General features: G+C 55.0%; 23 protein-coding genes. All 23 read left to right on the top strand.

Annotation, left to right across the window (positions count from 1 at the left end):
* Positions 1–91 precede the first annotated feature (91 nt).
* The 23 genes from mnmG (at position 92) to B0D71_RS18535 (ending at position 24076) form a co-directional block, all read left to right on the top strand.
* Positions 92–1990 carry a tRNA uridine-5-carboxymethylaminomethyl(34) synthesis enzyme MnmG gene (gene mnmG / locus B0D71_RS18645; protein WP_103396065.1) on the top strand — a complete coding sequence of 633 codons (1899 nt, stop codon included), beginning with the start codon at positions 92–94 and terminating at the stop codon, positions 1988–1990.
* Complete coding sequence (gene rsmG / locus B0D71_RS18640; RefSeq protein ID WP_007969895.1) at positions 1987–2631, top strand: 16S rRNA (guanine(527)-N(7))-methyltransferase RsmG; 645 nt, start codon at positions 1987–1989, stop codon at positions 2629–2631. The genes mnmG and rsmG overlap by 4 nt, the downstream gene beginning before the upstream one ends.
* An 18-nt stretch (positions 2632–2649) precedes the next feature.
* Positions 2650–3447, top strand: a complete 798-nt coding sequence (locus tag B0D71_RS18635) for a ParA family protein (RefSeq protein WP_007969897.1) — start codon at positions 2650–2652, stop codon at positions 3445–3447.
* Between the two features lie 9 nt (positions 3448–3456).
* Entirely contained in the window at positions 3457–4329 is an 873-nt protein-coding gene (locus B0D71_RS18630) for a ParB/RepB/Spo0J family partition protein (RefSeq protein ID WP_103396064.1), read from the top strand.
* A 148-nt stretch (positions 4330–4477) separates the two neighbouring features.
* Positions 4478–4885: a F0F1 ATP synthase subunit I gene (locus tag B0D71_RS18625; protein WP_007985054.1), complete on the top strand. Its 408-nt coding sequence runs from the start codon at positions 4478–4480 to the stop codon at positions 4883–4885.
* A gap of 16 nt (positions 4886–4901) precedes the next feature.
* On the top strand, positions 4902–5771 hold the full coding sequence (gene atpB / locus B0D71_RS18620; protein ID WP_103396063.1) for a F0F1 ATP synthase subunit A: 870 nt from the start codon (positions 4902–4904) through the stop codon (positions 5769–5771).
* A gap of 133 nt (positions 5772–5904) precedes the next feature.
* Positions 5905–6162, top strand: coding sequence for a F0F1 ATP synthase subunit C (atpE, locus tag B0D71_RS18615; RefSeq protein WP_003097235.1), 258 nt, complete (start codon positions 5905–5907; stop codon positions 6160–6162).
* A 58-nt stretch (positions 6163–6220) separates the two neighbouring features.
* Entirely contained in the window at positions 6221–6691 is a 471-nt protein-coding gene (locus tag B0D71_RS18610; RefSeq protein ID WP_008064601.1) for a F0F1 ATP synthase subunit B, read from the top strand.
* A gap of 12 nt (positions 6692–6703) precedes the next feature.
* Positions 6704–7240, top strand: coding sequence for a F0F1 ATP synthase subunit delta (locus tag B0D71_RS18605; protein ID WP_103396062.1), 537 nt, complete (start codon positions 6704–6706; stop codon positions 7238–7240).
* A 21-nt stretch (positions 7241–7261) separates the two neighbouring features.
* On the top strand, positions 7262–8806 hold the full coding sequence (gene atpA / locus B0D71_RS18600) for a F0F1 ATP synthase subunit alpha (RefSeq protein ID WP_030132553.1): 1545 nt from the start codon (positions 7262–7264) through the stop codon (positions 8804–8806).
* Positions 8807–8856: 50 nt separating this feature from the next.
* Positions 8857–9717, top strand: a complete 861-nt coding sequence (gene atpG / locus B0D71_RS18595) for a F0F1 ATP synthase subunit gamma (RefSeq protein ID WP_008045673.1) — start codon at positions 8857–8859, stop codon at positions 9715–9717.
* Positions 9718–9744: 27 nt separating this feature from the next.
* On the top strand, positions 9745–11124 hold the full coding sequence (gene atpD, locus B0D71_RS18590) for a F0F1 ATP synthase subunit beta (RefSeq protein WP_007911961.1): 1380 nt from the start codon (positions 9745–9747) through the stop codon (positions 11122–11124).
* 45 nt (positions 11125–11169) lie between these two features.
* A complete protein-coding gene (locus B0D71_RS18585; RefSeq protein ID WP_007969909.1) occupies positions 11170–11595 on the top strand; it encodes a F0F1 ATP synthase subunit epsilon in 426 nt (141 codons plus the stop codon).
* A gap of 113 nt (positions 11596–11708) precedes the next feature.
* Positions 11709–13076 (top strand): bifunctional UDP-N-acetylglucosamine diphosphorylase/glucosamine-1-phosphate N-acetyltransferase GlmU, encoded by a 1368-nt coding sequence (gene glmU / locus B0D71_RS18580; protein WP_103396061.1) that lies wholly within the window; start codon positions 11709–11711, stop codon positions 13074–13076.
* Between the two features lie 215 nt (positions 13077–13291).
* Positions 13292–14068 carry a DeoR family transcriptional regulator gene (locus tag B0D71_RS18575; RefSeq protein ID WP_008018362.1) on the top strand — a complete coding sequence of 259 codons (777 nt, stop codon included), beginning with the start codon at positions 13292–13294 and terminating at the stop codon, positions 14066–14068.
* Position 14069: 1 nt separating this feature from the next.
* On the top strand, positions 14070–15902 hold the full coding sequence (gene glmS, locus B0D71_RS18570) for a glutamine--fructose-6-phosphate transaminase (isomerizing) (protein WP_103396060.1): 1833 nt from the start codon (positions 14070–14072) through the stop codon (positions 15900–15902).
* A 176-nt stretch (positions 15903–16078) separates the two neighbouring features.
* Positions 16079–16975 (top strand): TnsA endonuclease N-terminal domain-containing protein, encoded by an 897-nt coding sequence (locus B0D71_RS18565; protein WP_103396059.1) that lies wholly within the window; start codon positions 16079–16081, stop codon positions 16973–16975.
* On the top strand, positions 16968–19145 hold the full coding sequence (locus B0D71_RS18560) for a Mu transposase C-terminal domain-containing protein (protein ID WP_103396058.1): 2178 nt from the start codon (positions 16968–16970) through the stop codon (positions 19143–19145). The genes B0D71_RS18565 and B0D71_RS18560 overlap by 8 nt, the downstream gene beginning before the upstream one ends.
* The gene (locus tag B0D71_RS18555) at positions 19138–20580 is read left to right on the top strand and encodes an ATP-binding protein (protein ID WP_103396057.1); all 1443 of its coding nucleotides are present in this window, start codon (positions 19138–19140) and stop codon (positions 20578–20580) included. The genes B0D71_RS18560 and B0D71_RS18555 overlap by 8 nt, the downstream gene beginning before the upstream one ends.
* A gap of 32 nt (positions 20581–20612) precedes the next feature.
* On the top strand, positions 20613–22136 hold the full coding sequence (locus B0D71_RS18550; protein ID WP_103396056.1) for a TniQ family protein: 1524 nt from the start codon (positions 20613–20615) through the stop codon (positions 22134–22136).
* 310 nt (positions 22137–22446) lie between these two features.
* Positions 22447–22704 (top strand): BPSL0761 family protein, encoded by a 258-nt coding sequence (locus B0D71_RS32405; protein WP_103396055.1) that lies wholly within the window; start codon positions 22447–22449, stop codon positions 22702–22704.
* 290 nt (positions 22705–22994) lie between these two features.
* Positions 22995–23435 carry a disulfide bond formation protein B gene (locus B0D71_RS18540; RefSeq protein ID WP_103396054.1) on the top strand — a complete coding sequence of 147 codons (441 nt, stop codon included), beginning with the start codon at positions 22995–22997 and terminating at the stop codon, positions 23433–23435.
* Positions 23432–24076, top strand: a complete 645-nt coding sequence (locus B0D71_RS18535; protein WP_103396053.1) for a DsbA family protein — start codon at positions 23432–23434, stop codon at positions 24074–24076. The genes B0D71_RS18540 and B0D71_RS18535 overlap by 4 nt, the downstream gene beginning before the upstream one ends.
* The last annotated feature ends 95 nt before the right edge of the window (positions 24077–24171 follow it).

Below are 24171 nucleotides of genomic sequence, written 5' to 3'. Positions count from 1 at the left end.
AGGGCGAAGTCCCTATACTTGTCGACCAGGTCCAAAAACCTGAGCTCAAACTATTCCTGAATTACCTACTTAAGCAGGCACGAGGTGCGTGGTGGATTTCCCTTCCCGTTTTGAAGTGATCGTCATCGGCGGCGGTCATGCCGGTACCGAGGCAGCACTGGCCTCAGCACGTATGGGGGTCAAAACCCTGTTGCTGACGCATAACGTGGAAACCCTCGGTGCCATGAGTTGCAACCCGGCCATTGGTGGGATCGGCAAAAGCCACCTGGTCAAGGAAATCGACGCCCTCGGCGGCGCGATGGCCATCGCTACCGATAAAGGCGGCATCCAGTTTCGCGTGTTGAACAGCCGCAAAGGCCCGGCCGTGCGTGCAACCCGTGCACAGGCTGACCGGGTTCTGTACAAGGCAGCTGTCCGAGAAATCCTGGAAAACCAGCCGAACCTGTGGATATTTCAACAGGCTGTTGACGATCTGATTGTCGAGCAGGAGCAGGTCCGTGGTGTTGTCACGCAAATGGGTCTGCGTTTCTTCGCCGATTCCGTGGTGTTGACCACCGGTACGTTCCTCGGTGGACTTATCCACATCGGTCTGCAGAATTTTTCCGGCGGCCGTGCCGGTGATCCGCCATCGATCGCGCTGGCTCACCGTCTGCGTGAACTGCCATTGCGTGTGGGTCGTTTGAAAACCGGTACTCCGCCGCGTATCGACGGCCGGTCTGTGGATTTCTCGGTGATGTCCGAGCAACCGGGTGATACGCCGATCCCGGTAATGTCGTTCATGGGGTCCCAAGAGCAGCATCCGAAGCAAGTCAGCTGCTGGATTACCCACACGAATGCCCGCACCCACGAAATCATTGCCGCGAACCTCGACCGTTCGCCGATGTATTCCGCTGCCGGTGAGATCGAAGGCATCGGCCCGCGTTATTGCCCATCGATCGAAGACAAGATCCATCGCTTTGCCGACAAGGAAAGCCATCAGGTCTTCATCGAACCGGAAGGTTTGACGACAAACGAGTTGTATCCGAACGGGATATCCACATCCTTGCCGTTCGACGTGCAATTGCAGATCGTGCAATCGATCCGCGGCATGGAAAACGCGCACATCGTGCGTCCGGGCTACGCCATCGAGTACGACTACTTCGATCCGCGTGACCTGAAGTACAGCCTGGAAACCAAAGTCATCGGCGGCCTGTTCTTCGCCGGGCAAATCAACGGCACAACCGGTTACGAAGAAGCCGGCGCCCAGGGTTTGCTCGCCGGCACCAACGCGGCACTGCGCGCCCAAGGCAAAGAGGCCTGGTGCCCGCGTCGCGATGAGGCCTACATCGGTGTGCTGGTCGACGACCTGATTACCCTCGGTACCCAAGAGCCGTACCGGATGTTCACCTCCCGTGCCGAATACCGTTTGATCCTGCGTGAAGACAACGCCGACCTGCGCTTGACCGAAAAAGGTCGCGAACTTGGCCTGGTGGATGACGTGCGTTGGGCAGCTTTCTGCAAAAAACGCGAAAGCATCGAACTTGAAGAGCAGCGCCTGAAAAGCACCTGGGTCCGCCCGGGCACCGAACAGGGCGATGCGATTGCCGAAAAATTCGGCACGCCGCTGACTCACGAATACAACCTGCTCAATCTCTTGAGCCGTCCGGAAATCGACTACGCTGGTCTGATCGAAGTGACCGGTGGTGGAGCAGACGATCCACAGGTCGCCGAACAGGTCGAAATCAAGACCAAGTACGCCGGTTACATCGATCGGCAACAGGATGAAATCGCCCGCTTGCGCGCCAGTGAAGACACCAAACTGCCTGTGGATATCGATTACACGAATATTTCCGGTCTCTCCAAAGAGATCCAGAGCAAGCTCGGCGCGACCCGTCCGGAGACTTTGGGCCAGGCCTCGCGTATCCCGGGCGTAACGCCGGCAGCCATTTCGCTGTTGATGATTCATTTGAAAAAACGCGGCGCGGGCCGTCAGTTGGAGCAAAGCGCTTGAGTTCGTTGGTCACTTCGCAACACGCAGAAGAGTTATCCACAGGTGCCCGCCAGCTTGGCGTCACGCTGACCGAAACCCAGCACGCGCAACTGCTGGGTTATCTGGCCCTGTTGATAAAATGGAACAAGGCTTACAACCTCACTGCCGTACGTGATCCGGACGAAATGGTCTCCCGCCATCTGCTCGACAGTCTGAGCGTGATGTCATTCATCGAAAACGGACGCTGGCTCGATGTCGGCAGTGGCGGTGGCATGCCTGGCATTCCACTGGCCATCCTGTTTCCCGAGTCCCAGGTGACTTGCCTGGACAGCAACGGCAAGAAAACCCGCTTCCTGACCCAGGTCAAACTCGAACTCAAGCTGGATAACCTGCAAGTTATCCACAGTCGCGTCGAAGCCTTCCAGCCTGCCCAGCCGTTCAACGGAATTATTTCCCGGGCGTTCAGCAGCATGGAGAACTTCAGCAACTGGACTCGCCATCTTGGCGATAGCGAAACACGCTGGCTGGCAATGAAGGGCGTTCACCCCGCCGATGAACTGGTAGCATTGCCGGCAGACTTCCACCTCGATAGCGAACACGCCCTGGCCGTACCTGGTTGCCAAGGCCAACGCCATCTGCTGATACTGCGCCGCACGGCATGATTGGGAACAAAAGCAAGAATGGCTAAGGTATTCGCGATAGCGAACCAAAAGGGTGGCGTGGGCAAAACCACCACCTGCATCAACCTCGCAGCATCCCTGGTCGCGACCAAGCGCCGGGTGCTGTTGATCGATCTTGATCCACAGGGCAACGCCACCATGGGTAGCGGTGTGGATAAACATGGCCTGGAAAACTCGGTCTATGACCTGCTGATCGGTGAATGTGATCTGGCCCAGGCCATGCACTTCTCCGAACACGGTGGTTACCAGTTGTTACCGGCCAACCGCGACCTCACCGCGGCCGAAGTGGTGCTGCTGGAAATGCAGATGAAGGAAAGTCGCCTGCGCAGTGCGCTGGCGCCGATCCGGGAAAACTACGATTACATCCTGATCGACTGCCCGCCGTCGCTGTCGATGCTGACCTTGAACGCACTGGTTGCCGCCGACGGGGTCATTATCCCCATGCAGTGCGAGTACTTCGCACTTGAAGGTTTGAGCGACCTTGTGGATAACATCAAGCGCATCGCCGAACTACTGAACCCGAACCTCAAGGTCGAAGGCCTGCTGCGTACGATGTACGACCCGCGCCTGAGCCTGATGAACGATGTCTCGGCGCAGCTCAAGGAACATTTCGGCGAACAGCTCTACGACACCGTCATTCCGCGCAACATCCGTCTGGCCGAAGCGCCAAGCTACGGCATGCCGGCGCTGGCGTACGACAAAGCATCGCGAGGCGCCGTTGCCTATCTGGCATTGGCGGGCGAAATGGTTCGTCGTCAACGCAAAAACTCACGCATCGCCGCTGCTCAGGCAACTTAAGGAATCCCCATGGCCGTCAAGAAACGAGGTCTCGGACGTGGACTGGATGCTCTGTTGAGTGGTCCGACTGTCAGCTCGCTGGAAGAACAAGCGGCGCAAGCTGATCACCGTGAGCTGCAACACCTTCCCCTGGATCTGCTCCAGCGCGGCAAATACCAGCCGCGCCGCGACATGGATCCGCAGGCGCTCGAAGAGCTGGCGCAGTCGATCAAGGCACAGGGCGTCATGCAACCCATCGTGGTTCGCCCGATCGGAAGCGGCCGCTTTGAAATCATTGCTGGTGAACGACGCTGGCGCGCCAGCCAGCAAGCCGGGCAGGAAACCATCCCGGCGATGGTCCGCGATGTACCCGATGAAACCGCGATCGCCATCGCGCTGATCGAGAACATCCAGCGCGAAGACCTGAACCCGATTGAAGAAGCGGTGGCCCTGCAGCGTTTGCAGCAGGAATTCCATCTGACCCAGCAACAGGTTGCCGAGGCGGTGGGCAAGTCCCGGGTGACCGTGGCTAACCTGCTGCGGCTGATTTCCTTGCCGGAAGTCATCAAGACCATGTTGTCCCACGGCGACCTGGAAATGGGTCATGCCCGTGCTTTGCTCGGTCTGCCGGAAAATCAACAGGTCGAAGGGGCGCGACATGTTGTCGCACGCGGGCTGACCGTGCGCCAAACCGAGGCACTGGTTCGCCAGTGGTTGAGTGGTAAACCTGAGCCTGTTGAACCGGCAAAAACGGACCCGGATATCGCCCGCCTCGAGCAGCGCCTGGCCGAGCGCCTAGGCTCTGCGGTGCAGATTCGCCACGGTAAGAAGGGTAAAGGTCAGTTGGTCATTGGATACAACTCCCTGGATGAGCTTCAAGGCGTACTCGCACATATCCGCTGAAACATTTCCTCATGTAGCGCGCAGTCGGAAATCACTACCTGACAGTTGAATAGGGGCTGAACCGCCCCTATACTCTGCGCGCATTTTGTCGGCACAAATTATGCCAAGTTATTGAATTTCGGCAGCCGACCATTGGAGAGTAAAAGTGATGGAAACCCGCACGCCAAATCGCTTGCCGTTCCATCGCCTGGCAGTTTTTCCGGTGTTAATGGCTCAATTTGTCGTTCTGCTCATTGCCGCTTTGGCGCTCTGGCAACGGTATGGAGTCGTTGCCGGGTACTCGGGACTTTGCGGAGGCCTGATAGCCTTGCTTCCCAATGTTTATTTCGCTCACAGGGCATTTCGGTTTTCCGGCGCCCGGGCAGCTCAAGCCATCGTCCGGTCATTTTATGCCGGCGAGGCGGGCAAACTGATTTTGACGGCGGTGCTTTTTGCATTGACGTTCGCAGGTGTGAAGCCACTGGCGCCGCTAGCTGTATTCGGCGTCTTCGTGCTGACCCAACTGGTCAGCTGGTTCGCTCCCCTGCTGATGAGAACAAGACTTTCGAGACCTTAGGGCGTTTGAGGCAACCATGGCAGAAACAACCGCTTCGGGCTATATCCAGCACCACTTGCAGAACCTGACCTTCGGTCAGCACCCTACCGGCGGCTGGGGCTTTGCCCACACCGCAGCAGAAGCCAAGGAAATGGGCTTCTGGGCTTTCCACGTCGATACTCTCGGCTGGTCGGTTGCATTGGGTCTGATCTTCGTTCTTCTTTTCCGCATGGCGGCAAAGAAGGCGACTTCGGGTCAGCCAGGTGCTTTGCAGAACTTCGTTGAAGTTTTGGTCGAATTCGTCGATGGCAGCGTGAAAGACAGCTTCCATGGCCGTAGCCCGGTGATTGCACCGCTGGCACTGACCATCTTCGTCTGGGTGTTCCTGATGAACGCCGTCGACCTGATTCCGGTCGACTGGATTCCTCAACTGGCCATCCTGATCTCCGGCGACCACCACATCCCGTTCCGCGCCGTGTCGACCACCGACCCGAACGCGACTCTGGGCATGGCGCTCTCGGTTTTCGCACTGATCATTTTCTACAGCATCAAGGTCAAGGGTATCGGCGGCTTCATCGGCGAACTGACCCTGCACCCGTTCGGCAGCAAGAACATCTTCGTTCAGGCCCTGCTGATCCCGGTGAACTTCCTGCTGGAATTCGTGACCCTGATCGCCAAGCCGATCTCCCTGGCTCTGCGTCTGTTCGGCAACATGTACGCCGGCGAGCTGGTCTTCATTCTGATTGCTGTGATGTTCGGCAGCGGTCTGCTCTGGCTCAGCGGCCTGGGCGTCGTTCTGCAGTGGGCGTGGGCTGTGTTCCACATCCTGATCATCACCCTGCAGGCGTTCATCTTCATGATGCTGACCATCGTCTACCTGTCGATGGCGCACGAAGAAAACCATTAAGACCAGTCTCGACTAGTCTGATGTCCTTCCCGGTCAAACGGGAAGGGGCTCCTAACGGGGCCTCTGAAACGATTTGTTTTACCGCTTTAATCTAAAAAACCTAAACCATACGACGTAAAAGTCGGGAGGAAAGATGGAAACTGTAGTTGGTCTAACCGCTATCGCTGTTGCACTGTTGATCGGCCTGGGCGCACTGGGTACCGCAATTGGTTTCGGCCTGCTGGGCGGCAAGTTCCTGGAAGGCGCAGCGCGTCAGCCAGAAATGGTTCCAATGCTGCAAGTTAAAATGTTCATCGTTGCCGGTCTGCTCGACGCCGTAACCATGATCGGTGTTGGTATCGCTCTGTTCTTCACCTTTGCGAACCCGTTCGTTGGTCAGATCGCTGGCTAATTACTCGGATCTTCCGGGTAATTTGGTGTGATGGACAACGTAACTGCGAGGTGTTGGCGTGAACATTAATGCGACCCTGATTGGCCAGTCCGTTGCGTTCCTGATTTTTGTACTGTTCTGCATGAAGTTCGTATGGCCTCCGGTCATTGCGGCTCTGCACGAACGTCAAAAGAAGATCGCTGATGGTCTGGACGCTGCCAGCCGAGCAGCTCGCGACCTGGAGTTGGCCCAAGAGAAAGCGGGTCAACAACTGCGCGAAGCGAAAGCTCAGGCAGCTGAAATCATCGAGCAAGCCAAGAAACGCGGTAACCAGATCGTTGAAGAGGCTGTTGAAAAAGCCCGTATCGACGCTGACCGTGTGAAGGTTCAGGCTCAGGCCGAGATCGAACAGGAACTGAACAGTGTCAAAGACGCGCTGCGTGCCCAAGTGGGCTTGCTGGCAGTCGGCGGCGCCGAGAAGATCCTGGGTGCCACAATCGATCAAAACGCGCACGCAGAGCTGGTTAACCAACTGGCTGCTGAAATCTAAGCGAGGGCGATCATGGCAGAACTGACCACGTTGGCCCGACCTTACGCTAAGGCGGCCTTCGAGCACGCTCAGGCCCACCAGCAACTGGCCAATTGGTCAGCCATGCTCGGCCTGGCTGCGGCGGTGTCGCAAGACGACACCATGCAGCGCGTGCTCAAGGCCCCGCGACTGACGAGCGCAGAAAAGGCCGCCACGTTCATTGACGTGTGCGGCGACAAGTTTGATGCCAAGGCACAGAACTTCATCAATGTCGTTGCCGAAAACGACCGTCTCCTGCTGTTGCCGGAGATCGCCGCTCTGTTCGACCTGTACAAGGCCGAACAAGAGAAGTCGGTAGACGTTGAAGTGACCAGTGCTTTCGCATTGAACCAAGAACAGCAAGACAAACTCGCCAAGGTTCTCAGTGCACGACTCAACCGGGAAGTGCGCCTGCAAGTTGCGGAGGACGCTGCCCTTATTGGTGGTGTCGTCATCCGCGCCGGCGACCTGGTTATCGATGGCTCGATTCGCGGCAAAATCGCGAAACTTGCCGAAGCATTGAAATCTTGAGTTTGAAGGGGCAGCAGAGCAATGCAGCAACTCAATCCTTCCGAAATAAGTGAAATTATCAAGGGCCGCATCGACAAGCTCGATGTGACCTCCCAAGCCCGTAACGAAGGCACTGTCGTCAGCGTATCTGACGGCATCGTGCGGATTCACGGTCTGGCCGACGTAATGTACGGCGAGATGATCGAGTTTCCGGGCGGCGTCTTCGGTATGGCCCTCAACCTGGAGCAAGACTCCGTAGGTGCCGTTGTATTGGGCGCTTACCAGTCTCTGGCTGAAGGCATGAGCGCCAAGTGCACTGGCCGCATCCTGGAAGTTCCGGTTGGTAAGGAACTGCTGGGTCGCGTAGTCGACGCACTGGGTAACCCTGTTGACGGCAAAGGTCCACTGGGCAACACCGAGACCGACGCGGTCGAGAAAGTTGCTCCAGGCGTGATCTGGCGTAAGTCGGTAGACCAGCCTGTACAGACTGGCTACAAGGCTGTCGATGCCATGATCCCTGTCGGCCGTGGCCAGCGTGAGCTGATCATCGGTGACCGTCAGATCGGTAAAACCGCTCTGGCGATCGACGCGATCATCAACCAGAAGAACAGCGGCATTTTCTGCGTCTACGTAGCAATCGGTCAGAAACAATCGACCATCGCCAACGTGGTTCGCAAGCTGGAAGAAAACGGCGCCCTGGCCAACACGATCATCGTGGCTGCCAGTGCTTCGGAATCTCCTGCGCTGCAATTCCTGGCACCGTACTCCGGTTGCACCATGGGTGAATTCTTCCGCGACCGCGGTGAAGACGCGCTGATCGTTTATGACGATCTGTCCAAGCAAGCAGTGGCTTACCGCCAGATTTCCCTGCTGCTTCGCCGTCCACCAGGCCGTGAAGCTTACCCAGGCGACGTGTTCTATCTCCACTCCCGTCTGCTGGAGCGCGCATCCCGCGTTTCGGAAGAATACGTAGAGAAGTTCACCAACGGCGCAGTGACCGGCAAAACCGGTTCCCTGACCGCACTGCCGATCATTGAAACCCAGGCTGGCGACGTTTCCGCGTTCGTTCCGACCAACGTGATTTCCATCACCGACGGTCAGATCTTCCTGGAATCGGCCATGTTCAACTCGGGCATCCGCCCTGCAGTGAACGCCGGTGTTTCGGTATCCCGTGTGGGTGGTGCCGCTCAGACCAAGATCATCAAGAAGCTGTCCGGTGGTATCCGTACCGCTCTGGCTCAGTACCGTGAACTGGCGGCATTCGCCCAGTTCGCTTCTGACCTGGACGAAGCGACCCGTAAGCAACTTGAGCATGGTCAGCGCGTTACCGAGCTGATGAAGCAGAAGCAATACGCACCAATGTCGATCGCTGACATGGCGCTGTCGCTGTATGCCGCTGAGCGTGGGTTCCTGACTGACGTTGAAATCGCCAAGATCGGCAGCTTCGAGCAAGCGCTGATTGCTTTCTTCAACCGCGATCACGCCGATTTGATGGCGAAGATCAACGTGAAAGGTGACTTCAATGACGAAATCGACGCTGGCATGAAAGCCGGTATCGAGAAGTTCAAGGCCACCCAAACCTGGTAAGCCGCAGCGGGAGCCGCAAGGCTCCCGCTTGCTAACCTGATAGGTGTTACATGGCAGGCGCAAAAGAGATTCGCAGTAAGATTGCGAGCATCAAAAGCACGCAAAAGATTACCAGCGCCATGGAAAAAGTGGCGGTCAGCAAAATGCGCAAGGCACAAATGCGCATGGCTGCTAGCCGTCCTTATGCGGAGCGTATCCGCCAGGTAATTGGGCATCTGGCCAACGCCAACCCGGAATACCGCCACCCGTTCATGATCGACCGTGAAATCAAGCGTGTTGGTTATGTCGTAGTGAGCAGTGACCGTGGTCTGTGCGGCGGCTTGAACACCAACCTGTTCAAGGCCCTGGTCAAGGACATGGCGGTAAACCGCGAAAACGGCGTCGAGATTGATCTGTGTGTCGTTGGTAGCAAGGGTGCGGCCTTTTTCCGCAACTTCGGCGGTAACGTCGTTGCAGCTATCAGCCACCTGGGTGAAGAGCCGTCGATCAATGATCTGATCGGCAGCGTCAAGGTGATGCTGGATGCCTACCTGGACGGCCGTATTGACCGCCTGTCCGTGGTGTCCAACAAGTTCATCAACACCATGACGCAACAGCCTACCGTGGAGCAATTGATTCCACTGGTGGCAACCCCGGATCAAGACCTCAAGCACCACTGGGATTATCTGTACGAACCGGACGCCAAAGAGCTGCTAGACGGCTTGATGGTCCGTTACGTTGAGTCGCAGGTCTACCAGGCGGTGGTCGAGAACAACGCGGCTGAACAAGCTGCGCGGATGATCGCGATGAAGAACGCTACCGACAACGCCGGTGATTTGATCAGCGATTTGCAGCTGGTCTACAACAAGGCGCGTCAGGCTGCGATCACCCAAGAGATCTCGGAAATCGTCGGCGGCGCTGCCGCGGTTTAACGGTTCAAATATTCAGAGGATCCAGCTATGAGTAGCGGACGTATCGTTCAAATCATCGGCGCCGTTATCGACGTGGAATTTCCACGCGACAGCGTACCGAGCATCTACAACGCGCTGAAAGTAGTGAGCGCGGCCGAAACCACCCTGGAAGTTCAGCAGCAGCTGGGCGACGGCGTGGTTCGTACCATTGCGATGGGTTCCACCGAAGGCTTGAAGCGCGGTCTGGAAGTTACCGACTCTGGCGCAGCCATCTCCGTACCGGTCGGTAAAGCGACTCTGGGCCGGATCATGGACGTCCTGGGTAACCCAATCGACGAAGCTGGCCCGATCGACACCGAAGAGCGCTGGGGCATTCACCGTCCTGCGCCTTCGTTCGCGGAACAAGCTGGCGGTAACGACCTGCTGGAAACCGGCATCAAGGTTATCGACCTGGTTTGCCCGTTCGCCAAAGGCGGTAAAGTCGGTCTGTTCGGTGGTGCCGGTGTAGGCAAGACCGTAAACATGATGGAACTGATCCGTAACATCGCCATCGAGCACAGCGGTTATTCCGTGTTCGCCGGTGTGGGTGAGCGTACTCGTGAGGGTAACGACTTCTACCACGAGATGAAGGATTCCAACGTTCTGGACAAAGTGGCACTGGTTTACGGTCAGATGAACGAGCCGCCGGGAAACCGTCTGCGCGTAGCACTGACCGGCCTGACCATGGCCGAGAAGTTCCGTGACGAAGGTAACGACGTTCTGCTGTTCGTCGACAACATCTATCGTTACACCTTGGCCGGTACTGAAGTATCCGCACTGCTGGGCCGTATGCCTTCGGCAGTAGGTTACCAGCCGACCCTGGCTGAAGAGATGGGCGTTCTGCAAGAACGTATCACTTCGACCAAGGAAGGTTCGATCACTTCGATCCAAGCGGTATACGTACCTGCGGATGACTTGACCGACCCGTCGCCAGCGACCACCTTCGCCCACTTGGACGCTACCGTCGTTCTGTCCCGTGACATCGCTTCCCTGGGTATCTACCCAGCGGTCGATCCACTCGACTCGACTTCGCGCCAGCTGGACCCGAACGTAATCGGCCAGGACCACTACGACACCGCTCGCGGCGTTCAGTACGTGCTGCAGCGTTACAAAGAACTGAAGGACATCATTGCGATCCTGGGTATGGACGAGCTGTCGGAAGCCGACAAGCAGTTGGTAAACCGTGCTCGTAAGATCCAGCGCTTCTTGTCGCAGCCGTTCTTCGTGGCTGAAGTCTTCACCGGTGCATCGGGTAAATACGTTTCCCTGAAAGACACCATTGCTGGCTTCAAAGGCATCCTCAACGGTGACTACGACCACCTGCCAGAACAAGCGTTCTACATGGTTGGCGGCATCGAAGAAGCGATCGAGAAAGCCAAGAAACTGTAATCCCGGCGCCCGGCAACGGGCGCTAATTTAGGTTGAGGCAATCAGATGGCTATGACAGTCCATTGCGATATCGTCAGCGCGGAAGGGGAAATCTTTTCCGGTCTGGTCGAGATGGTGATTGCGCACGGTGCACTGGGTGATCTTGGTATCGCTCTGGGTCACGCGCCGCTGATCACTAATCTGAAGCCAGGTCCGATCCGCCTGGTCAAGCAGGGCGGGGAAGAGGAGGTGTATTACATCTCCGGTGGTTTCCTCGAGGTTCAGCCGAACATGGTCAAGGTACTTGCCGACACCGTGCAACGTGCTGCCGATCTGGATGAAGCCTCCGCTCAGGAAGCCGTTAAGGCTGCCGAGAAGGCCTTGCATGAACGTGGCGCTGAATTCGATTACGGTTCCGCTGCCGCACGTCTGGCCGAGGCTGCAGCTCAGCTGCGCACCGTCCAGCAGATCCGCAAGAAGTTCGGCCACTAAGGCAGCACTTGTTGTGTGATTGATTAAAAAGGGTAGCCTCGGCTACCCTTTTTTCTTTTCCGATTTTTACAACCTGGTCGCAGCCGCTGACCACCCAGGATTGGTAGCCAGTCATGTCTCTTGAAATCGTTATTCTCGCTGCTGGCCAAGGCACGCGCATGCGTTCCGCTTTGCCGAAAGTTTTGCACCCGATCGCCGGCAACTCCATGCTCGGTCATGTTATCCACAGCGCCCGGCAACTTGATCCACAGCGCATCCACGTGGTGATCGGTCATGGTGCCGATGCCGTGCGCGAACGCCTGGCGGCGGATGACCTGAATTTCGTGCTGCAGGATAAACAGTTGGGTACCGGTCACGCCGTTGCTCAAGCCGTGCCGTTCATTCAGTCCGATACCGTGCTGGTGCTCTACGGTGATGTGCCGTTGATCGAGGTCGAAACCTTGCAGCGCCTGCTCAAGCTTGTCGTACCAGGGCAAATGGGTCTGCTCACCGTCGAACTGGACGACGCGACCGGTTATGGCCGAATTGTTCGTGACACTGATGGCAAAGTCTCTGCCATCGTCGAGCACAAAGACGCCACCGAGGCTCAGCGTGCCATCAACGAAGGCAACACCGGTATCCTCGCAGTCCCGGCAGATCGCCTGGCTGACTGGACCAGTCGCCTGTCCAACAACAACGTGCAGGGCGAGTATTACTTGACCGACGTGATCGAAATGGCGGTCAACGATGGGCTGGTGGTAGCTACCGAACAACCCCACGACGCGATGGAAGTGCAGGGCGCCAACGATCGTAAACAGCTTTCCGAACTTGAGCGTCACTATCAATTGCGCGCTGGTCGCCGCTTGATGGCTCAAGGCGTGACGCTGCGCGACCCGGCGCGTTTCGATGTGCGCGGTGAAATCACGGTTGGTCGCGATGTGCTGATCGACATCAACGTGATTCTCGAAGGCAAGGTCGTCATTGAAGATGACGTGGTGATCGGTCCGAACTGCGTGATCAAGGACAGCACCCTGCGCAAAGGCGTGGTCATCAAGGCCAACAGCCATATCGAAGGTGCCATTCTGGGTGAAGGCAGCGATGCCGGTCCGTTCGCCCGTCTGCGTCCAGGTACCGTGCTGGAAGCCCGCGCGCATGTGGGTAACTTCGTCGAGTTGAAAAACGCCCACCTGGGCGAAGGCGCCAAGGCCGGTCACTTGGCCTATCTGGGCGACGCCGAGATAGGCGCGCGCACCAACATTGGCGCCGGCACCATCACCTGCAACTACGATGGTGTGAACAAGTGGAAAACCGTGCTGGGTGCGGATGTGTTCATCGGCTCCAATAACTCGTTGGTAGCGCCTGTGGATATCTTGGACGGTGCAACCACGGCAGCCGGATCGACCATTACCTCGACTGTGGATAAATCCCAGTTGGCCATCGGGCGTGCTCGCCAGAAGAACATCGACGGCTGGAAGCGCCCGGAGAAGGTTAAAAAGAGCTGAGTTATCCACAACTCCCTTGTAGGAGCGAGCTTGCTCGCGATGAATTCGAGAGCGACGCATTTTTCCAGAAGGAATGCGGAATCGTTCACGACCATCGCGAACAAGCTCGCTCCTACAAGTTATCCACAGCTCTTTTTATCGCATGGCGCTTGACGAAGTTTCGCCGATAGGTTTTGATTGCTTCCGTTATCTTTCGAAACGAAACTTACCCACTCATGTCGAAGCGCAACACACCTCAACGTCGCCACAACATCCTCGCCTTGCTCAATGAGCAGGGCGAAGTCAGTGTGGATGAGTTGGCCAAGCGCTTCGAAACGTCGGAAGTTACGATTCGCAAGGATCTGGCGGCACTTGAAAGCAATGGTCTATTGCTGCGTCGTTACGGCGGGGCGATCACCATGCCTCAGGAATTGGTGGCCGACCTTGGTCAGCCGGTTTCCAAGTACAAGCAAGCCATCGCTCGTGCCGCCGTTGCGCGGATTCGCGAGCATGCGCGCATCATTATCGACAGTGGCAGTACCACCGCCTCGATGATCCCGGAACTCGGCCAACAACCCGGCCTGGTGGTGATGACCAACTCGCTGCATGTCGCCAATGCCCTGAGCGAACTTGAGCACGAACCGGTGCTGTTGATGACCGGTGGCACCTGGGACCCGCATTCCGAGTCCTTTCAGGGGCAGGTGGCCGAGCAGGTACTACGCTCCTACGACTTCGACCAGCTGTTTATCGGCGCCGATGGCATCGATCTGGTTCGCGGTACAACCACCTTCAACGAACTGCTCGGGCTGAGCCGGGTCATGGCCGAAGTCGCCCGCGAAGTGGTCGTGATGGTGGAGGCCGACAAGATCGGCCGCAAGATTCCCAACCTGGAACTGCCCTGGAGCAGTGTCCATACCCTTATTACCGATGAACGCCTGCCACTTGAGGCTCGCGATCAGATTCAGGCCCGCGGCATCACATTGATTTGCGCGGCTGTCAGTCAGGAGAAATAGCATGTGTGGAATTGTCGGCGCAGTCGCAGAACGTAACATCACCGCCATCCTCGTCGAGGGCCTGAAGCGCCTCGAATACCGTGGGTATGACAGCGCTGGCGTGGCGGTCTACACCAACGATGAAAAACTCGAGCGCATGCGTCGTCCGGGCAAGGTCAGCGAGCTGGAACAGGCACTGACCACCGAGCCGCTGGTCGGTCGTCTGGGCATCGCCCACACCCGCTGGGCTACTCACGGCGCACCGTGCGAGCGCAATGCTCACCCGCATTTCTCCGGCGACCTGGCAGTGGTGCACAACGGCATCATCGAAAACCACGAAGCCCTGCGTGAACAACTCAAAGCCCTGGGCTACGTGTTCACCTCGGACACCGACACGGAAGTCATCGCCCACCTGCTGAACCACAAACTCAAGGATCTCAGCGACCTGACCGTGGCCCTGAAGGCGACCGTCAAAGAACTGCACGGTGCCTACGGCCTGGCGGTGATCAGCGCGCAGCAACCGGATCGCCTGGTCGCAGCCCGCAGCGGCAGCCCGCTGGTGATCGGCCTGGGCCTGGGGGAAAACTTCCTGGCATCCGACCAGTTGGCCCTGCGTCAGGTCACCGACCGCTTCATGTACCTGGAAGAAGGCGATATCGCCGAAATCCGCCGCGACAGCGTGCAGATCTGGGACGTTGACGGCCAGGCTGTCGAGCGCGAAGCGGTGCAGTATCGCGATGGCGCCGAAGCCGCTGAAAAGGGCGAATTCCGCCACTTCATGCTCAAGGAAATCCACGAGCAACCGTCCGTGGTGCAGCGCACCCTGGAAGGTCGCCTGAGTCAGAACCAGGTGCTGGTACAGGCATTCGGTCCACAGGCTGCCGAGTTGTTCGCCAAAGTGCGCAACGTACAGATCGTCGCGTGCGGCACCAGCTACCACGCCGGCATGGTCGCGCGTTACTGGCTCGAAGAGCTGGCCGGCATTCCTTGCCAGGTCGAAGTTGCCAGCGAATTCCGCTACCGCAAGGTGGTGGTGCAGCCAGACACCTTGTTCGTGACCATTTCCCAGTCCGGCGAAACCGCCGACACCCTGGCCGCGCTGCGCAACGCCAAGGAACTGGGCTTCCTCGCCAGCCTGGCGATCTGCAACGTTGGCATCAGCTCGCTGGTGCGTGAATCCGATCTGACCCTGCTGACTCAGGCCGGCCGTGAAATCGGTGTGGCTTCGACCAAAGCCTTCACCACGCAATTGGTTGGCCTGCTGTTGCTGACACTGTCCCTGGGGCAGGTTCGTGGCACCCTGGCCAAAGGCGTCGAAGCGACGCTGGTCGAAGAACTGCGTCGCTTGCCAACCCGTCTGGGCGAGGCGCTGTCCATGGCCAGCACCGTGGAAAAAATCTCCGAGCTGTTCGCCGAGAAAAACCACACGCTGTTCCTCGGCCGTGGCGCGCAATTCCCGGTAGCGATGGAAGGGGCACTCAAGCTCAAGGAAATTTCCTACATCCACGCTGAAGCCTATCCCGCCGGCGAACTGAAACACGGCCCGTTGGCCCTTGTGGATAACGACATGCCAGTGGTGACCGTGGCGCCGAACAACGAACTGCTGGAGAAGTTGAAGTCCAACCTCCAGGAAGTCCGCGCCCGCGGTGGCCAGTTGATCGTCTTCGCAGACGAAAAGGCCGGCATGACCAACGGTGAAGGCACTCACGTGGTGCACATGCCGCACATCCACGACGTCCTGTCGCCGATCCTCTACACCATCCCGCTGCAACTGTTGTCGTACTACGTCGCTGTGCTCAAGGGCACCGACGTCGACCAGCCGCGCAACCTGGCGAAGTCGGTTACTGTGGAATAAGTTATCCACAGGTAAGTTGAGCTGTTGTTTCGAAACAATTAGGTTTGTCACAAGATAAATAGCTTTGTCACAGAATAAATAGGTTTGTCACAAACCCACTTGAGCGTAAAATATTTACCGCGTCGCACCAGGTTCCAGCTTGGGCGACGCGTTCCATCAACCCTTGGTCAGCAGTGATGGTCAAGCAAACCAGCGTTCCAGCCCGTCGTATCCCCTCGCGCCTTGTCACACAGGAATGGATCGAAAAGCGAATTGCCTCCGGCGTTGGTCAGGGTGTAAGGGAGCTGTACCGTCCTTGGATCAAAGTCCGATCTGTCGCATCGCTAGGCTCCTCCCATATTGTTCCTGGGGTGAAGATTCAGCGAGCCCACCATCTTCTGTCGAAGGCGGAATTCCACTTCCATCTGATCCTGGAACACGATCCCGCAGTAATTGATATTCGCGAGCAATTCCCCCTTTTGCCGCAGGCAGAGACCTTCTCCATCGCATGCAGCCTTGGATATCGGCCAGTTTTCTATCCTCGGACCAAGGTCCCACTTGTGTTCACCACCGATTTTGTCATCACCAAGGTTGCCGAGGGTGGGGGCGAAAAAATCGTTGCTAGAACGGTCAAGTATCGCTCAGAAATTGAAGAGCTCTCTCCGAAGGAGCGTACCCGCTTGCTAGAAAAGCTTGCGATTGAGAAGTTGTATTGGAGTCGTAGGGGCGTTGATTGGAAGCTGGTGCTGTATGAGCACCTTTCTCCATTGCACATTCAAAATCTGGTCAAGCTTAGGAGCCACGCATTAGTGTCGGCGCTCTTAGCCACTGAAAAATATTTTCAAAGAGTTACCGAATTCATCGATCAGTCAAAGACAGATGAAATTTCGTTGCGGCTACTTTTAACTAAGCTCTCGAAAGCATTGTTCATAGATTACAAAGTAGTTAAATCACTTTTTTTTCATATGCTTTGGCAAAGACGGCTATTGATGGACTTCGAAAATCAAGAAATTGACCTCGCGCGACCTTTGAAAGTTTTCACACCACGTTCTATCGAACTAAACATTTGTGATGAGAGGCGAGACCATGCGTAACCTCATTGCTAACTGCATTATTACCCCCTGTGTAGAGTCGGCAATTTTCGGCTGTCCAGTGCGACTCCTTGAACTTGATTCGGCACGCCGAAAAGTTATTGTAATTGAGTATGCATTTTCTTCCAAAAAACCTTGGGTCGAGGATCTTGACCCAATACTTAGTGAGCTTGATTCAGCAGTACTTTGTATATCTCCAGAACAGGTGCCAGATTTTCTAGTTCGAGATGATGATGAGATATCAGAAAAAGAGTTAGATCTTCGGGAGAAACGATGGAACCTAGTTCGAGAGCTCGTTGAGGGCCGCACCGTTGGGGAGTTGTTAGCGGGCGGCTGCTTTGGTTCCAGGATTAATGCTCATGCGTCTGCCGTAGGCGTCGATCGAAAGCAAATTTACCGATTATTGTTCAGGTTCTGGAGTATGGGGCAAGTAAAAAATGCCTTCTTGAACAACTCTACAAATTGGGGTAAAGCCAAAAATCGGAGTATCACTCCTGGTAAGCAGCTGGGCCGCCCGCCTAAATACTTAGGTGTTGTCTATGAAGACCGGGCCATCATGCTCGGAGAAAAAGAACGGTCAGCCATTAGAATTGCCTATGATCGATTTGCCAGCGGAAAGTGCGGTACAGTTCGTGACGCATGGGACTGGATGTTAAGAAAATTCTACACAAAAATTTTACCGGGAGGTGAGCTTGGAGAGATTGCCAGAGGAACTTATCCTACAATTTCTCAGTTCAAATATCATGGGAAAAAACTTTTCGACGATATTTATGTATTAAAAGGTCGTCGGGGTTCTATACGGTGGAATAAAGATTATCGAGCATTAACTGGGTCAGCAAGTGACGGAGTTTTCGGTCCATGCCACCGATTTGAGATAGATTCGACCATCGCTGATGTTTATTTGGTTCACCGGATTAACCGTAACTGGTTGATCGGGCGTCCAGTAATTTATGTGGTTGTCGATAATTATTCTCGCATGATTGTAGGAATACATATCGGTCTTGAAGGCCCTAGCTGGAATGGCGCTCGCCATGCTTTATTTAATGCATATACTTCTAAGCAAGAATTTTGTAAGCGTTATAACGTAGAAATTTCGGAAGATGAATGGCCTTGCCATCATTTGCCTTTCGAGCTCTCGGCAGATAGGGCTGAGCTGCTCAGTGAGGCGGGTGAAACCATGAGCAATACTCTCGGGACAATACTGAAAATCGCTCCTCCTTTTCGACCCGACTGGAAATCGATTGTCGAGAGCCGATTTCGTCTGATCAACGAAGGACTTGATCTAAAATTTTACCCTGGAGGAGTCGATGCCCGGCGTTTGGAGCGAGGCGATCGCGATTACGAGTTGGACGCAATCTTAGACATAGACCAGTTTACTGAGATGGTCATTCTCGCGGTGTTGAACCACAACAAAAACCTGCGTCTGCCGCATCTCTTGACTGAGCAGATGATTGCGGACGAGGTGAGTCCGACCCCCCTCGGGATATGGCGATGGGCAATGGAACACAGTCCTATCAACGCACGAACAAAAGGGGCCGAAGAACTTAAAATCGCTTTGCTGCCGTCTCGCGAAGTCCCCATCAAACGTGGCGGGATTTACTTCCAGGGCCTGTATTTTACGTGTGAAATTTTGCAGCGAGAGCAATGGGCGGAAAACTCGCACAACGGTTCCACTCGCTATGTCCGGGTTTGGTATGACCCTAACTGTGTAGATAGTGCATGGGTAAAGGTGGGCGCCGAATTTCATCCGCTCACACTGGTGCCACACATGGCACACAAATTCAGCGGTTATCGTCTGGAGGAAATCCTGGACGTGCTGAACATTACGAAGCAGGTGTCACCTGATGAGTCGTTTCATGCAACCCAAGACCGGGTGAAACTGCAGCAGCGAGGAGAGGAGATTATTGCCGAAGCGACCAAGATGAAGAAGCAAGCCGGGAAGCCACCATCCAAAGCAAAATTCAAAGCAGATAAGCGTATAAATCGACAGGCTGAACTCGCAGTGGATCGTGCTCGCGATAGTGTTGAGCTTAAGGTAATCCATTCCGGCTCTACGGGCAGTTCTGAATCACTTCGTGAACCGGTCGCCCTTGAAAAAGGCGAACTATCTTCCCGAGGTCGGAGCTTTCTTAAACTGGTAACCGGAGAATCTAAGGGCAGCGGTCATGAGTGAAAAAAAACACCAACCCGCGGTCTATAGACCGACGGGTCTGCCTCATTATGATGGCAATCCGCTTATCGAGGCACTCCCTCCTATCCTCAGTGATGACGATGTCGCTCGGATGATTCTCCATTCACCTCTTAAACCTACGGAAGCTGAGCGCAGCCTCCCCGCCAAGCTCAGAGTCCATGGAGTGAACAGACTCACTGACGCTGTTATTCCGCTGGAAATCCATCTGCATTTGGAGGACATCTTCAGCCAGTTGCTTAGGCATGGATATACAGGCCGTCATCCTTTCCATCGAGATACAGTCGCAATGCTTCACGCCTCCTCGACCAAAGATATCAGGCATTCAGGGTTCAAGTCGTCGGCATCGACAATGACGCTCGTTGGTCTCAGCGGTATGGGTAAAACTACCGCTTTGAATGCTATTGCCCGCCTTTATCCACAGACCATAAGGCACGCTGAGTATGCTGGTCGTCCGTTCATCCAGACCCAAGTTGTATGGTTGAAAATTGAGTGCCCACACGATGGTTCTCTACGTGGATTTTGTGCCGCATTTTTCGCCGCATTGGATGAAGCGTTGAGTGTGAATCAGTACAGCAAGCTCATGACCACGCGCTTGAACATCAGCATCCTTCTTCAACGGATCGCGCAGCTGTGTCGAAGTTTCTTTATCGGTGCATTGATCATTGATGAGTTGCAGCACCTCAATTCTGCGCGTGTCGGTAACGGTAAGGAGACGCTGCTCAATTTCTTCGTCACCCTTTCAAACGAGGCAGGCATTCCCTTGGTATATGTGGGTACTAATGCCATGGTTCCGCTGTTCTCAGGTGTGTTGCGGAACGCACGACGTGCTGTGGGCATGGGAGTGGTGTCGTTTGATCGATTCAGCGCGGACGATGATTACTGGCGATACCTCGTACAAAGACTCTGGGAATATGATTGGACAGGATCCCCTGAGCCGCTAACTACGGCTTTGGAGGATAAGGTCTATGACCTGACCCAGGGCAACACAGACTTTTTGGTAAAGCTGCTCACACTGGCGCAGCGATATGTGATCTATGAAGGGCTGCCGAAGGTATCGGAGGCAATTTTGCAGCGCGTTTATAACGAGCAGATGCGTTTGTTGCATAAGCCTATCGAAGCGCTTCGCAGTGGTGACCCTCTTCAGATCGCAGATTTTGAAGACATGATGCCTGCGAAAGATCAGATCGCGCAGATGATGAATTTCGACACAGCGCGTCGGGCAAGACGGGCTGATCTAGCGTTGATTTCGAATATCAATGCGACAAGCAAGAGAGAGAAGGCCAATGAGCCAAGCGCGAATCCAATGGTCCCAGTGAGCAAATCAATAGATTCGAATATTGCTAAAGAAATCGCTGAGTCATCCGACCTAGATGCAGCTTTATCGGCAGAAGGATGGATAGACGATAAGCCTTGGTAGTCACCCTTTATGGGCTTTAGCAGGAGACAGCTATGGAGTTTTTTCCGCAAGCTTTCCCTGATGAAACAATCTACAGCCTGGCGGCTAGGTACCATCGGCTCGCAGCCAATGCCAGCTATCGCCAGACGAGTTACGACTTGTTTGGTCGGTATTCTAGGACCTGTGGCTCGGCCTTTCCTTGCTGTCTCGATGCACTCTCACAGCAATTGGCTAATAAGTTGTCAGTGAGTTACCTCATCCAGGCACATACGCTGTTACCGATTTTCGCACCGTTCCTCAGCAGTAGTCAGCTGGACACTGCAATTAAAGCAATGTCTGGACCTTCGGGAATTGGGTTGAAGATGTCTGTGGGGCTCACTGCTTCGGGCTTTGAGCGCTTCGGAGCACTGAAGTTTTGTGAGCGCTGCGTTGCTCGTGATATTCGACATGGAGGTCAAGCGTACTGGCATCGAATCCATCAAGTAACTGGTGTGCTGGTGTGCCCGTACCATCAGATTGTGCTGAAGGTCGCGAGTCCGCCATTCGATGACTGGAGGTACTTGTTTCTTCCCGATGGTCTCAAGGACCGCGGGTTTGAAGACGCAGTTCAAAATCAAAATGAGATACCAGCGTTAACTGAGGTAGCACAGCTCACGGCATGGGGGTTCCGTAATTCAGCAGAAGTATCAAAGCTACTCACCGGAGGTTTGCTTCGCTATCGGCTGGCGGAGCTGGGAATTCTTCACAGGGATCGCATTCGTTTATCACTGCTTCATGATTACCTAAATGGCGCTATGGCAGGCGCACCTCAATCACGTGAGTACCAGCTATTGAACGCCGGCGAACCCAAAGGGCATGAGTGGGTTCTCCGGCTGCTCCGTACTCCGCGAAGGTCCCATCATCCATTTCGCTTCTACTTCCTCTGTCACCTGCTTGGGCTTGATTCCGAAAGGCTTTCCAATTTGGCGTTCGCCTTTGAAGATCAAGGCTTATCAACGTTTGTTCGTGAAAATAAAATTCCTTACCAGAAGCGAAACGTCCCGGGCGAATTAAAGGTGAACGCTCATCGAGAGCGGTTCGTCGCATATCCCGAATCAACGCGGGTTCATGATCGGACTGACTATATGTGGCTATATCGGAATGATCGGATCTGGCTCACCGACTATGTCAGATCCCATCATATGGCCGCTATCAGGTACCCGTATGTAGATTGGGCTGCCAGAGATGCCGAACTAGTAGTTGAACTACAAAAAGCAAGCGATTGCCTTCTCCAATCCCATTCTTGGCCGATTAGGATCTCTTATGCAGCACTTGCCCGAGCTGTTCCACGCCATTACGATTTTCTGCGACTAGCCACGAAATTCCCTTGTGCGATTGAAACTGTGAGGGACCTTGTCGAAACGGAGCATGACTTTCAGCTTCGGAAGATCGCCTGGGTGTTTGCGACCTATCCACAAGCTAAGGAAATGTCGACTTCGAATCTGCTGCGACTAGCAGCGATCCGCATTCGGCGGGTATCGGATACAGAATTATCTATGTTGCTTCAAGGATCGCTGGAAGACTCTCGCCAGGCGTAGCGCAAGCCTTGAGTTCGGGCCGCGTACCAATCCTCAAACCTCAGAATGCTTCACTGTCCGTTGCGAAAGTGCTGCAATCCAAGGCTGCTTTCCTTTAGAGCAGCTATCGACTGAAGCAGCCAGTCAGATGCGTCTGGGAAATCAGGAGCATTCACCTCGAACCAGGCTCTATCGCGAGTGGCCTATCCACCACTGAGGAGCCGAACAGCGTGCTTGCTATAATTCAAACGAATGGTTAAAAACCTCAGCGCCTTTGGCGTTGGCGGTGGGTTTTCTAAGGTTAAGCGCAAATTCTAGCGGAGTGCGACACATGACCATGCCCTGCGAGCGTACCCGAAGTATCGTCCAAACAGGTGAGTTCTTGCGTGAGCTGTCCAGAGATCAGACACTTCCGGAATCTGTTCGTCAGCAGGCAAAACGCCTCCTGCGACATTTCCCAGAACCATGGGTAATATTTGGGATCGGTTCCTTTGAAGAGTTGCTTCAAACGAAGGATCCGAGTGACCCAACACGAGAATTCGCGATAGTGGTCCACACCCCTCAGTTGAGCTCCAGTATTGACCGTTAGGAATGGCCATGCCTCCGGACGCTGGACTGGTTATTGATAACTGCCGATGATGACACTCCGCCGTTCTGATCGTCGATTCTACTGGAGCATCACGGATTGAGCCCGGAACGTCGTCACCCTTATTCAGGTATCTAGAAAATTCTCACGATGCCTTCTGTATTTTTTGGAAAGCGTTCATTGCCCAATTTCAGCTAGCAGGGGACAGTCATTGAACGCTTTACCAAAGTATCTGTGTGCCTGTCCCATCCGCATCTACAAGCACACGACCACAACAAAAAGGCTTTGACTCGATGGAAACCACAAACCCACAACGTCAACCCGATGGATGGATGCTTCTTCTCTGTGCATGGTTGCTCTCCCTGATTTCAACCATCGCCGTATTGTTTATCGGGGAAATCATGGGGCAAGCACCCTGCGTGCTTTGTTGGTTTCAGCGGGCATTCATGTTTCCTCTCGTCCTGGTGCTCGGGGTTGCTTGCTGCATTTCGGACACGGGTGTCTGGCGTTATGCATTGCCTTTAGCGGTGATGGGCTGGTTGATCGCGTTTTATCACAATCTTCTTTATTTCGGGGTTATTCCTGAAAGTCTCAAACCCTGTGGGGCTGGACCATCATGTTCCGGTGCCGACATGACCATTTTCAGCAGTGTTCCATTGCCATTGCTATCGCTGGGCGTATTCAGCTTTCTTATCCTTCTTCTAGCCATCATTCGCCGGAGATTTTCCGCATGAGCAAACGTAGTGTCGTTCTTGTTGTCAGTCTGTTTGCCATCATCGGCTTCGCAGTTGCAGCTTTTTTTTATGATCGAGCATCCACTGATCCCCAAGCTGAAGTTCCCGTGCCGAAAGCAAGTTCACTTGTGCGCTTTCATTCGCCAAGCTTTGGTCCTGCCGATGCACCCGTGACGATTGTTGAGTTCTTCGATCCCTCCTGTGAAAGCTGCCGTGCTTTTTATCCCATCGTTAAACAGATGATGGCCAAGCATCCGTCCGATGTTCGACTGGTTCTACGTTATGTACGACTTCACAAGGGCTCAGAAGAAGCCATCCGGATCTTGGAAACAGCCCGCAAGCAAGGTGTATTCGTACCTGTACTGGAGGCCGTTCTAGAGTCGCAGGGGCAATGGCATGATGACGCGACTGCATCGGCTGCATGGACCGCAGCAGGTCAGGCCGGGCTGGATGTTGATAAGGCCCGGGAACAAATGATGTCGGCGGATATCACGGCTACGGTCGAAAAAGATGCGGCTGATGCCACGGCCGTTGGCGTGAGCAAAACACCAACATTCTTCGTCAACGGCAAACCGCTGACCAACTTCGGGGCTCAGCCGCTTTACGACTTGATCCGCGGGGAAATCGATCAGTCGCGATAGTTCGCTGTTGTGCCTGCTGGGAATAATTGACAGTTTTGAGGACAACCTTTACCGGAGAAACGCAGTTTGGTAGCACTCTTCGCGACTTCTTGCGC

The organism is Pseudomonas laurylsulfativorans, assembly GCF_002906155.1.
Taxonomy (GTDB): Bacteria; Pseudomonadota; Gammaproteobacteria; order Pseudomonadales; family Pseudomonadaceae; genus Aquipseudomonas; species Aquipseudomonas laurylsulfativorans.
Note: the sequence above shows the minus strand (reverse complement) of the source record. Positions and strands in the feature narration are given on the sequence as shown.